At 48.2% G+C, this 12,429-nt stretch carries 11 protein-coding genes; all 11 read left to right on the forward strand.

All coding sequences use genetic code 11. The features are described 5' to 3' along the window. Positions 1-16 precede the first annotated feature (16 nt). The 11 genes from flhA to AC0WRU_RS09890 are packed head-to-tail and all read left to right on the forward strand — an operon-like array spanning position 17 to position 12,377. On the forward strand, positions 17-2,050 hold the full coding sequence (gene flhA / locus AC0WRU_RS09840; RefSeq protein ID WP_025684940.1) for a flagellar biosynthesis protein FlhA: 2,034 nt from the start codon (positions 17-19) through the stop codon (positions 2,048-2,050). Continuing rightward, positions 2,047-3,486 carry a flagellar biosynthesis protein FlhF gene (flhF, locus tag AC0WRU_RS09845; protein WP_476128139.1) on the forward strand — a complete coding sequence of 480 codons (1,440 nt, stop codon included), beginning with the start codon at positions 2,047-2,049 and terminating at the stop codon, positions 3,484-3,486. Before flhA ends, flhF begins: the two co-directional genes overlap by 4 nt. Then, positions 3,483-4,370 (forward strand): MinD/ParA family protein, encoded by an 888-nt coding sequence (locus AC0WRU_RS09850; protein WP_476128140.1) that lies wholly within the window; start codon positions 3,483-3,485, stop codon positions 4,368-4,370. The genes flhF and AC0WRU_RS09850 overlap by 4 nt, the downstream gene beginning before the upstream one ends. A 31-nt stretch (positions 4,371-4,401) precedes the next feature. Continuing rightward, positions 4,402-5,931 carry a chemotaxis protein CheB gene (locus tag AC0WRU_RS09855; protein ID WP_476128141.1) on the forward strand — a complete coding sequence of 510 codons (1,530 nt, stop codon included), beginning with the start codon at positions 4,402-4,404 and terminating at the stop codon, positions 5,929-5,931. Positions 5,932-5,964: 33 nt separating this feature from the next. Further along, positions 5,965-8,061, forward strand: a complete 2,097-nt coding sequence (locus tag AC0WRU_RS09860; protein ID WP_476128142.1) for a chemotaxis protein CheW — start codon at positions 5,965-5,967, stop codon at positions 8,059-8,061. 60 nt (positions 8,062-8,121) lie between these two features. Continuing rightward, the gene (locus AC0WRU_RS09865; protein ID WP_014281101.1) at positions 8,122-8,583 is read left to right on the forward strand and encodes a chemotaxis protein CheW; all 462 of its coding nucleotides are present in this window, start codon (positions 8,122-8,124) and stop codon (positions 8,581-8,583) included. A 3-nt stretch (positions 8,584-8,586) separates the two neighbouring features. Next, positions 8,587-9,213, forward strand: a complete 627-nt coding sequence (locus AC0WRU_RS09870; protein WP_476128143.1) for a chemotaxis protein CheC — start codon at positions 8,587-8,589, stop codon at positions 9,211-9,213. Then, positions 9,206-9,703 (forward strand): chemotaxis protein CheD, encoded by a 498-nt coding sequence (locus tag AC0WRU_RS09875; protein WP_025684946.1) that lies wholly within the window; start codon positions 9,206-9,208, stop codon positions 9,701-9,703. The genes AC0WRU_RS09870 and AC0WRU_RS09875 overlap by 8 nt, the downstream gene beginning before the upstream one ends. Positions 9,704-9,705: 2 nt before the next feature. Continuing rightward, positions 9,706-10,128: a hypothetical protein gene (locus tag AC0WRU_RS09880; RefSeq protein ID WP_025684947.1), complete on the forward strand. Its 423-nt coding sequence runs from the start codon at positions 9,706-9,708 to the stop codon at positions 10,126-10,128. A 5-nt stretch (positions 10,129-10,133) separates the two neighbouring features. Next, positions 10,134-10,922: a FliA/WhiG family RNA polymerase sigma factor gene (locus tag AC0WRU_RS09885; protein ID WP_476128144.1), complete on the forward strand. Its 789-nt coding sequence runs from the start codon at positions 10,134-10,136 to the stop codon at positions 10,920-10,922. Between the two features lie 45 nt (positions 10,923-10,967). Further along, positions 10,968-12,377 carry a DUF342 domain-containing protein gene (locus tag AC0WRU_RS09890; protein ID WP_476128145.1) on the forward strand — a complete coding sequence of 470 codons (1,410 nt, stop codon included), beginning with the start codon at positions 10,968-10,970 and terminating at the stop codon, positions 12,375-12,377. Positions 12,378-12,429 lie beyond the last annotated feature (52 nt).

A 12,429-nucleotide genomic window follows, 5' to 3' on the forward strand; every position in this document is an offset into this window, starting at 1 on the left:
GGAGGCCAAGAGACCCGTGAAAATAAAAGAAATAACCGTCCTTGCAGGCGTCATCGGCATCGTTCTTATGATGATTCTACCGATCCCTTCATGGTTGCTCGACATTTTGCTCGTGATTAACATATCGATTGCTTTGATGATTCTACTCGTTTCTATGAACACGAAGGAAGCTTTACAGTTTTCTATTTTTCCTTCATTGCTGCTCATCACAACGTTGTTTCGTCTGGCGCTTAACATTTCTACGACCAAGCTCATTTTAGGTGAGGGACATGCCGGAGAAGTCGTGGCTACGTTTGGTAGCTGGATTGCAGGCGGACAAATTGCGGTCGGTTTTGTTGTCTTCCTGATTCTCGTGGTTGTGCAGTTTATCGTGATCACCAAGGGCTCCGAGCGGGTTGCTGAGGTAGGTGCACGGTTTACGCTGGACGCGATGCCGGGTAAGCAAATGAGTATTGATGCCGACCTGAATGCAGGTCTGATCAACGAACAGCAAGCCCGTGAACGGCGTAGTAAAATCGAACGGGAAGCGGATTTTTACGGAGCAATGGACGGTGCCAGTAAATTTGTTAAAGGTGACGCCATTGCGAGTATTATCATTTTGATTATCAACCTGGTCGGCGGTTTCATTATTGGTATGGCTGTTCAGGGTAAAGGGTTTCAGGAGGCGCTGTCGACTTACTCCGTTCTGACCATTGGTGATGGACTGGTTAGCCAGATCCCCGCATTGCTCATATCCACGGCGTCAGGCTTGATCGTTACACGAGCTACGTCTGATGGAAACTTGGCGGATGATTTGACGGGTCAGCTCTTTTCATATCCAAAGCTAATTTACATTGTGGCTGCCACGATTGCTTTGTTGGGCTTGTTTACTCCTATTCATATCATTACGACCCTTCCACTGGCTGTTCTGCTGTTTTTTGCGGCCCGAAGAATGCAGGGCAATATGGAACGTAAGCAGATTGCTGATGAGCAGATGGAAGAAGAGCAACAGATCGAAGAGGTTCGCAGTCCGGAAAGTGTTATTAATTTGCTTCAGGTGGACCCGATCGAATTCGAGTTTGGATACGGGCTGATTCCACTGGCTGATACACAGCAGGGCGGGGATTTGCTGGATCGGATTATTATGATCCGTCGTCAATGTGCGCTGGAGCTGGGATTGGTTGTACCGGTCATTCGCATACGGGACAATATCCAGCTCAAGCCGAACGAGTATGTAATCAAAATTAAAGGCAATACGGTAGGCGGCGGGGAATTGCTGTTGAACCATTATCTGGCGATGAGCCCAGGATACGACGATGATTCCATTACGGGGATTGAAACGACAGAACCAGCCTTCGGTTTGCCAGCGCTCTGGATTGATGAGAATACCAAGGATGTTGCGGAGCTGTCCGGTTATACGGTTGTGGACCCTCCTTCGGTCGTAGCTACTCATTTGACAGAGACGATCAAGAAACACGCCCACGAGTTGCTTGGCAGACAAGAAACGCGGTCGCTGGTCGACAATCTCAAGGAAAATTATCCAGTGCTTGTGGACGATCTTATTCCTTCCGTATTGGCGATTGGAGATGTACAAAAAGTGCTGGCCAAGCTGTTAAAAGAAAAAATATCCATTCGCGATATGGTGACCATTTTTGAAACACTGGCTGATTACGGCACTTATACAAAAGATCCGGACGTGCTGACTGAATATGTCCGTCAGGCGTTGTCCCGCCAGATTACGCAGCAGTTCGCCCAGCAGGGAGAGACACTACGTGTCATTACCGTGGGACCAGGGCTCGAGAAGAAAATTGCCGAAAGCGTGCAACAGTCGGAGCAGGGCAGCTATTTGGCTCTTGATCCGGTATCAACGCAGACGGTGTACCAAAGGATGATGGAGCAAATCAACCGTCTCATTCAATCCGGGCAGCAGCCTATCGTATTAACGTCACCGACAATTCGTATGTATTTGCGGCAAGTGATGGAACGGACGATGCAGGATGTCCCGGTACTGTCGTACAGTGAGCTAGAGCCGAACGTTGAAATTCAAAGTGTCGGGGTGGTGAACTTATGAGAGTGAAACGATATGTAGTAGATACCATGCCGGAAGCCATGATGCAAATCAGAGGTGACTTTGGAACGGATGCCGTCATTTTGAGCACCAAGGAAATGAAGATCGGCGGATTTATGGGTATGTTTGGTAAAAAGAAAATCGAAGTCGTCGCTGCGGTAGAGGAGCAGCAGCTTCAAAAACCACGACGAGCTCAACCGTCGCAGGAACCGCATGTTGAGGCTTTTCCACCCATGAATGCTCCTGAGCAGCAGGAAGCACCGTCGTCACCAGTGGTTCCCAGACAAGCCGCTCCTGAAGCCTATCGACGGGTAACGCAGATGACAAACGGTTCCAAAGAGGGATTGGCTGATTTGATGGCTGCGGCCGAACAAGTTGCCCCAGGCACAGAACGTTCTTCATATGGTGCAGGTTATAGTGTGGAAGTCGAAAATAAAGCTTTTAACAACAAAGCAGCAGTTCCGAAAAAGGAAACATCCAACGAGTTGTTTAAGCAAGCATCGGAGGCAAGCATTCTAGACAAGATGGGGGCAGAGGAAAATCAATCCCTGCTTTATGAATTACGGGAAATGAAAGCCATGATGACTCGAATTTCCCGCAATTCTGCGATGGAGAACACTTGGCCGGAACCGTTACAAGAGATTTGTGAGCGTATGCTGGAGCAGGAAGTGGAACGCGATTTGCTGGAGCATTGGCTGGAACGGGTATATGAGCGCCGAAGTGAGCATCCGTCTGATCCTGAATCTTTTGATTGGGAGCAGGCCCTTCGTGCAGAAGTGACCGAATTCATTCGGGAAAGGCTGGACAAGGGCATCTCGAAAGATACCAAAATTGTCTATGTGGCAGGTCCAACCGGAGTAGGGAAAACGACGACCATTGCGAAGTTGGCAGCGGAACAGTTGTTTAAGCATCACCGCAAAGTCGGATTTATTACCTCGGACACGTACCGTATCTCGGCTGTCGAGCAGCTGCGTACATATGCTACGATTTTGAATGTGCCGCTTGAAGTTGTGCAATCTCCCGGAGATGTTCACAGAGCCATTCAACGTCTGGAGCATTGTGACTTGATCCTGATGGATACCGCAGGACGAAATTATCGTAATGAACTGCTCGTTTCCGAATTGCAAAGTCTGCTTTCACCTATTAAGGAAAGCGAGACGTATCTGGTGCTTAGCCTAACATCCAAAAGTAAAGATATGCTTAACATAACCGGACATTTCAGTAAGTTTGGCCTTGGTAAGGTTGTATTTACCAAAATGGATGAGACAGGTAGTTGCGGCGGTTTGTTTAATCTGTTACACCAGTTTCCAATGCAGTTGGCCTATATTACGAACGGTCAAAATGTGCCTGACGATCTGCTGCATCCAGATACAGAAATGGTGACAAGCCTGCTGTTCGGAGCCACAGAATCGTCAGGAGATACCGGGGATTCTGTATGAGTGACCAAGCCCAATCTCTTAGACAAATGGCTTCTGCACTGGATAAGTATCGACTACCTGCACGTAATCGCCATGCGAAAATCGTGACAGTCACCAGTGGTAAGGGCGGTGTGGGCAAATCCAATTTCACCCTTAATTTTGCTTTGGCCTTGCAATCGCTTGATCGAAAGGTACTCGTATTTGATGCTGATATCGGTATGGCCAATATTGATGTGTTGATGGGTGCCAACTCAAGATACAATCTTCTTCATCTGTTAAAACGTGAAAAATCAATGGCCGAAATTGTTCAAACGGGCTTGGGAGGCTTGCCTTATATTGCTGGAGGATCTGGCCTGAGCGAGCTGTTCTCGTTATCCGATGACGATCTGAATTACTTTGCCGATGAGGTGGAGAAAATTGCGGCAGATATGGATTATATTTTGTTTGACACTGGCGCGGGATTATCTAAAGAAAACCTGAAATTCATAACCTCTGCTGACGAGTGCATGGTCGTAACTACGCCAGAGCCGACGTCTTTGACGGATGCTTATGCGCTGATCAAAGTCGTCAGTGGATTGCAAAAGGATACAGTATTCAAAATTATAGTCAATCGTGCCGATAACGATAATGAGGCCCGTCAAGTTGCCGATAAGATAGCTTTGGTTGCGCGACGCTTTTTGGAGATCGACATTCCGTTGCTGGGACATATCAGTGATGATACGCATGTCATGCAGGCAGTCAAAAGGCAGGTGCCTTTTTCAATTGCTTATCCGGGATGTACGGCATCCAGAGATGTGTTGAATCTGGCGCACCGTTTTGCAGCGATGCCACAGACTCCGCAATCAGGTACTTTGAGCGGAATCAAAGGGTTTATGCAAAAATGGTTGCGGCGTTCGGCACATTGATTTTGACTGAAAGGAAACAGAGGTGTTTAACATGTGTGCTTACCGGGTGCTGGTTGTGGATGATTCGGCCTTTATGCGCAAAATTATTTCAGATTTAATTGTAAGGGATGAGTCGTTCGACATCGCAGGTACAGCCGCCAACGGCAAAGAGGCTGTAGAGAAAGTGAAGGAGTTACAGCCTGACCTAGTCACAATGGATGTCGAGATGCCTGAAATGAATGGCCTTGAAGCGCTTCCTCATATTATGGCGGCCCATCCGCTTCCGGTCATTATGCTCTCTGGTATTAATGAACAGGGTATGAAGGAGACCATTATGGCTCTTGAAGCAGGAGCTTTCGATTTTATACGGAAGCCCTCCATCTCTCACGCGCAGGATATCCAGCAGGTGGGCAAGGCGCTACTGGAGCAGATGCACACCGCTATGCTAGCAGTCCGCAGCCGATTGGAGCGCAAGGAAGCTAACGAACGAAAAGCGGCGCTGGAGCAGACTACAGAAGGACAAGCTTTAGCTGACATGGGAACGGAAGGTAAAGAAGCTACAGGCAAGGCTCCTATTGCACCGATTGCTTCTGCAACTGCTGCACCGGTTCCGCCGAAGCGGGATGCTGGCAAGGCCGTTCCGGCAGCCAAGTCGGCCGCGAAACGGTCGCAGACAGGAAGTTCTGTACCTGACAGCCATTTAAGTAAGCCAGTCGCCCAGCCGCGGAAGACCGCCCAAGCACCTGCTACGCAGAAGAAGGAAGAGCCGCCCAAGGGAGCTGAACGTGTGCCAAGGCAACTGAATACTTCGGGTACATCCGCAGCTAAATCGCAGCACGGCGCGGATAAGGCAGGGCTTAGCAAACCTGAGCCCCAGAAAACGGTGTCTACACCAATTCCTTCGACTCCAGTTGCTTCTTCGGCTGTTACGCCCCCAGTGAGGGCACCCATTGTTCAGTCAGCGCCCAAGGGGTTCTCCCTTAAAAAAGGAGTATATTCGCCCAACTTCCGTAAGCTGGTGGCAGTCGGATGCTCTACCGGTGGTCCGCGTGCGCTCAAGACGTTGTTGGAACGCATTCCTGGGGATTTTCCGGCCCCGATTGTCATTGTGCAGCATATGCCGCCAAACTTTACCCGTTCGCTGGCACAGCGTCTGAATACGTTGAGTCCGCTCCGGGTGGTTGAAGCCGAGCAGGGGATGACGCTGGAGACTGGAACAGCTTATATCGCTCCGGGAGGATATCAATTGAGAATTGTGCCGGGAGCCAGTGGTAAATACACCGTGTCACTGAAGACGGAAGAAGCTCGTAACGGTCACCGTCCTTCTGTTGACACGATGTTCGAATCGTTACTCCCGTTAACCTCTCTGGAACGGCATCTGGTGTTGCTGACTGGCATGGGAAGCGACGGGGCTAAAATGATGAAAAAGCTTTATGATGCAGGGGTACAATCCACATTTGCTGAAAATGAGGAAACTTGCGTAGTGTACGGAATGCCCCGCTCGGCTGTAGAGTTAAAATGTGTGCGCCACCTTCTGCCGATGCAGGAGATCGCCCCCAAGCTTGTACAAGTTGTGAAATAATCGGAGTGTAACTCATAGAGGAGGTGTCTCACAATGGACATGAACCAATATTTAAACATGTTTATTGATGAGTCGAATGATCATCTGCAATCTCTTAACGAAAAAATGCTTCAACTGGAAAGTAATCCTACCGATCTGAGCATCGTTCAGGTGATTTTCCGGTCTGCCCATACCCTCAAAGGAATGGCTGCTACAATGGGTTTTGAAGACCTGGCATCGCTCACTCACCAAATGGAAAACGTTCTTGATCTGGTACGTAACAACAAGCTTGCGATGCAGGAATTTATATTCGATACCTTTTTCAAAGGGTTGGATGCGCTGGAGTCCATGGTACAGAACATTACAGAGGGTGGCGATGGAAAAGCGGATGTATCCTCTATTGTAGCTTCACTGCAATCCATCGTGCGTGGCGATTTCCAAAAATCCGACACAGATACTGTTACTGAGGCGGTTACGCCGAAAAAAGCGGCTGATAGCGAAAGCGTGGGTCTTGTGCTGGATCAATTCCAGTATTCTGTACTGGAGCAATCTATTTCCGAAGGTCATCGGGTTCACTATATACAGGTAACGATTAGCTCAGAAAGCCAGTTGAAGGCTGCGCGTGCCTTTATGGTATTTAATACGCTGGAGAACACCGGTGAAATCGTAAAAGCTTATCCGTCTGTGCAGGATATTGAGCAGGAGAAATTCGAACAAAATTTCTCGTTATATTACATAACGCAGAAAGAGGTAGGAGAGCTGGAAAAGGAAATCGGCAGTATTTCCGAAATCGAGTCCGTCTCCGTTGTACAGCTGGATCAGGAATCGCTTAAGCAAATGAGCGAAGTCAATGCCGGAGTGGCAGAAACTGCTGTAGCGCAGGAAGCCCCGGTAGCTGTACAACAGTCCGCTGCATCCCAGCCGCAGTCTCCAACTGCGGCCTCCGGCGCTAAGCCAGCCGAGGGTAAAGCTCCAGTAACCAAGGCAGCAGCACCTACGCACAACCGTACGATTCGTGTCGACATTGAACGTCTGGACGTATTGATGAATTTGTTCAGTGAATTGCTCATTGACCGTGTACGGTTGGAGCAACTGGCGAGTGAGGCTTCTAATCCGGCGCTGACGGAAACGGTAGAGCATATGAGCCGTGTAAGCAGTGATCTGCAAAATGTCGTGCTTAAATTGCGGATGGTACCCGTGGACACGGTTTTCAATCGTTTCCCGCGCATGGTGCGCGACCTGGCCAAATCGCTGGATAAAAAGCTGGATTTGGTTATTACTGGCGCGGACACCGAAATGGACCGTACCGTTATCGACGAGATCGGTGATCCGTTAGTGCATTTACTGCGTAACTCTGTGGATCACGGCATCGAGCCAGTAGCGACCCGTATTGCGGCAGGCAAACCGGAGACAGGAACAGTTCATTTACGTGCTTTCCACAGCGGCAATAACGTGTTCATTGAGATTGAAGACGACGGTAGCGGCATTAATCGTGGGAAGGTACTGAAAAGTGCCATTTCCAAAGGAATTATGACGGAGGAACAAGCAGCTGCAATGACCGATGAAGAGGCTCATCAGGTGCTATTCGCTCCGGGATTCAGCACTGCTGAGGTCATTTCGGACGTTTCAGGACGCGGCGTTGGACTCGATGTAGTTAAATCTAAAATCACTTCCCTTGGCGGTAACGTTACGATTCATTCTGTTCTGGGCAAAGGAACCAATTTTTCTGTACAGTTGCCACTGACACTATCCATTATTGCGGCCATGATGATACAGATCGGTTCCGAAAAATATGCGATTCCGTTGTCTTCTATTGTAGAGACCGCGATCGTCAAACGGACACAAATCCGTTCTGTACACGGCAACAAAATGATCGCTTTCCGCGAATCCCATATTCCGCTTATCTCCTTGAGTCAGCTGTTTGAAGTACCAGACTTCAATGAGGATGAAGAAGAAGAGACAGAGGTTGTTGTTATCCGCAAGGGTGACCGTCTGGCAGCTCTTTCTGTTCAGGACTTTTTGGGACAAAGTGAAATTGTTCTTAAAAACCTGGGCAAATACCTTCCGAACATTCAGGGAATTTCAGGCGCCACGATTTTGGGTGACGGTCAGGTTGCTTTGATCATCGACCCTAATGTTTTCATTAAATAATGTCTTCATTAAGTGAAAGAAATGTGAAATTGCTGACATCCATAAGGAGGGTTTTTAGACATGGGAGAAGAAATTAAAGTTATCGTATTTAAACTTGGTGAAGAGGAATACGGTGTCGAAGTAGAAAAAGTCCAGTCCATTGAGCGTATGGTGCCGATTACACGTGTTCCAAGAACATACGATTTTGTCAAAGGCGTATTCAATATGAGAGGCGTGGTCATTCCTGTTATTGATCTGCGGGGTCGTTTTGGATTGTCTGAGGCGGAATACACCGATCAAACCCGGATTATCATCGTTGCAGTGGGTGAGATGCAAGTCGGCTTTATCGTCGATTCGGCGAACGACGTAATTGACCTGAATACCGACAACATTGAGACACCACCGGAAGTCGTTGGCGGAGTCAAGGCTAAATATTTGCGTGGAGTCGCTAAAATTGGTGAAGAGCGCTTGCTCATCATGCTGAATTTGTCTGAGGTGCTGAATCGGAGTGAAATGAACCAACTGGAAGGCTTAGAGGATTAATTTATGGAAAATCTTGAGAATCTCGAAGATTTCAAGTTGGATGTTTTGAGGGAAGTCGGTAACATTGGTTCGGGGAACGCTGCTACAGCGCTCTCCCGACTTCTGAATAAACCCGTTGATATGGGCGTACCTAAAGTACAGATGCTGCCTTTTGAGGAGATTGCCGAAAAGGTTGGCGGGAATGAGCAACTTGTCGTTGCGATATTTTTCAGAGTCGAGGGGGAAGCCCCAGGCAATCTCTTTTTCATATTGCAGCCCCATGCGGCGAAAAGCCTGCTTTCCCGGCTGGCAAATATTCCGTCGGATGATGAGGACGGCTTTAACGAAATGGAGCACTCGGCTTTGTCCGAAATCGGAAATATTTTAGCGGGTTCATACTTGTCTTCGTTGGCCGATTTTACCCGGTTGTCCATGTATCCGACGGTTCCCGCACTAGCTTTGGATATGGCCGGGGCCATTCTCAGCTATGGGCTGTTGCAATTTGGGCAGATGGGGGATGCAGCCTTGTTGATTGACACATCGTTTCTGGAGGGGCAGAATCAGATTGAGGGTCAATTTTTCCTGATTCCTGATCCGGAATCGTTTGGGAAAATATTCAGGTCGTTAGGAGTCCCGATGAACGATGATTGAGGATAAAAGCATCATCAAAGTGGGTATGGCAGACTTGAACGTAACCAGCAATCCAAACTCCATTCGCACGACAGGACTTGGCTCCTGCGTCGGGTTGACCCTCTACGATCCTCATTTAAAACTGGCTGGTATGGCACATGTGATGCTACCGTCCTCGGACATTGCGCGTGAAGGGCAATTGAACATTGCTAAATACGCCGATACCGCGTTGCCAGAGCTATTTGAGCGGATGCTGAAATTGGGAGCCGAACGCCGCAGACTGGTCGCCAAAATGGCAGGGGGAGCGCAAATGTTCGCCTTTGCCGGTAGTGGGGACACCATGCGAATTGGTCCGCGCAATGTGGAATCATGCAAGGAAATGCTTGTAGATCTCGGTATTCCACTGCTTGCGGAGGATACAGGCGGTAGTTATGGCCGAACGATTGAACTGGACTGTGAAACTGGCGTTTTGAATATTCGAAGCGTACAAAAAGGTGTAAAGGAATTATAATCATGTTATTTGGCAGCTTACGCATTAATCTTTGGTCTGGAGTAGTCGGATTTATCCTGACTTTTGTGTTGTCCACTGGCAGCAATCTGCTGACCACGAGCTTAATTCGTGGCTTGATCGCCTTCGTTTTTTGGTTCCTGCTTGCATTTGTGCTGCGCTGGGCACTGGGTGTCGTAGCGCGGCCAGATCTGGGTAATGCCCAAAGCCGGGCAAGCTCTCAGGTGGATGGCGTAGGGGGGAATCTGGACCTGACGACACCAGACGAAGATGAAAACCTGAATGAATTGTTGAAGCCGAAACCAGAGCAGACGGATGGGAAAAACACCGGTTTTGCGCCTTTAAACCCGCCTAAGCTGGTTTCAAACAAGGACCCTGAAGAATTGGCCAAGGCCGTTCGTCACCTGACAGACAAACAAGGAGGGTGAAGCCGATGAACGAGCGAAAAGCCGCTCATTTAAACCATTCCGAACTGTGGGAGCAATGGAAAGAACACGGTGACAAGGAAGCAAAAAAGCAGTTAATTGAAAAGTACCTCCATATTGTGGAGTATGTGTCGGGACGCCTTGCAGTAGGTTTACCTAAAAATGTATCCAAAGATGATCTGGCCAGTAACGGGGTCATGGGCTTGATTGATGCTCTTGAAAAGTTTGACTATGAACGTGGTTTGCAGTTTGAGACTTATGCTTCCTGGCGCGTTCGAGGAGCGATTTTGGATGGTCTTCGCCAAGGAGATTGGGTTCCACGTTCAGTCAGGGAAAAAGCGAAAAAAATTGAGGATGCCTATCAGCATCTGGAGCAGAGATACTTACGCACGGTAAGTGACGAAGAGATGAGCCATTATTTGGACGTCTCTGAAAAAGAGTTTCAAAACATGATCCAGGAGGTCGCCGTTATGTCGATCGTTTCACTGGAGGACCCGATTCGTGAAGAAGAGTCGGAGACACGACTTTCCCTTTTAGTCGATGAAAAAGCGAAAAATCCGGATCACAAGGTCAATGAGTTTACACTTCGTGATGCTCTTGCACATGGCATTGACAAATTGACTGAAAAAGAACGTATCGTTGTTTCTTTATTGTATTACGAGGATTTGTCACTCAGTGAAATCGCTGAGGTCATGTCGCTTTCACCCTCGCGTATTTCACAACTACATTCCAAAGCCATATTGCGGCTGAGAGCGACACTGGACAAACAGCGGGATCTGTTAATGCGTAAAGATTAAACGTACGGGAGGTTATAGTAACAGTTAGACGGAAGGAGCACCCCTGTGGAGAAGCAATATGCTTTGGACCAGTATTTAAAAGTGGTCGTTTCACCCGATAAACTTAGCGCTTATTTGGAGTTTGCCAAACGTGAAGAAGGCTTTTCCTGTTCTGTGGAAGAATTGGAGCGTTTCCTGAATAACCAAAAAATAAGGCATGGTTTGATTACTGATGCGATTCATACGTTTGTGGCAAGATCGGAAGATTATTTCTTCACCAAATTACTGATTGCTGAGGGAACACCGCCGATTCATGGCACGGACGGAAAAATTAATCTTGCTGAAGTTGTGACCGGTGAAGATGCCCATAAGCCGCTCGAAACCGTGGATGGACGAGTGGACTATAAAGAATTAATCCGTTTAAAGAATGTGAAGCGTGGACAACTGATTGCCGAGCGGGTTGATCCATTGCCGGGTGTACCTGGTATTGCTGTAACGGGAGAGGAAATTCCTTACCTTTCAGGCAAAGAGGCACGGTTTAAAATCGGGAAAAACGTAGTTGTTCATCCAGAGGGCGTTGCAATGTACGCAGCTATCGACGGGCTGGTGACTACGACTGAAAAGGGTAAGCTCAATGTGTTTCCCGTATATGAAGTGAACGGTGATGTGGATTATAGCGTCGGCAACATTGACTTTGTTGGAACCGTCGTCATTCGGGGTAATGTCCTGACGGGTTTTCGTATTCGGGCGGCTGGCGACATTCGTGTCATCGGCGGTGTGGAAGGTGCTGAATTGGATGCGGGAGGCTCAGTCGACATCAGTGGCGGTATTATCGGTTACCACAAGGGGTATGTGAAAGCTGCACAAAATGTGAAATGTTCCTTTATCCAGGATGGTAACGTGATTGCGGGTGGCGAAATACTTGTATCCCAAAGCATCATGCACTCCCAGATCAAAGCCAGTAAGAATGTACTTTGTGGAGGGGCTAAAGGACTGATCGTAGGTGGTAGTGTACAAGCTGGCGAAAAGGTAGTGGCGCGCACCATCGGTAATACAATGTCCACGGCCACTATAATCGAAGTAGGTGTACTGCCAGAGCTGCGCGATGAGCTGACTGAACTCCGGGCACGTTTGAAGCAGCAGACAGACAGCCAGGATAAGACCAATAAGGCCCTCACCATATTGGACCAGCTTGCTGCTGCCGGACAGCTTGCCCCTGAAAGAATGGCGATGCGAATCAAGTTGACATCTACCAAAAAATCAAATGACAACGAGCTTCTGGAAACCAAATCAAGAATGCTGGAGATTGAACGAACCTTGGAAGATACAAGCCGCGCACGGGTAGAAGTCAAAAACGTTATTTACGGCGGCTCTAAAATAGTTATCGGCAGATATACAAAATTCATTAAAGATTCGGTGGAAAGAATGGCGTTTTATTATCATGAGGGTGACATCAGCATGTCCTCCTCCGTGTAATCTGGCACAGGAATAACAAGTTTTCTAATTCTTCGGAAAACAGATACGGATG

It is taken from the genome of Paenibacillus sp. 1-8, assembly GCF_056316205.1.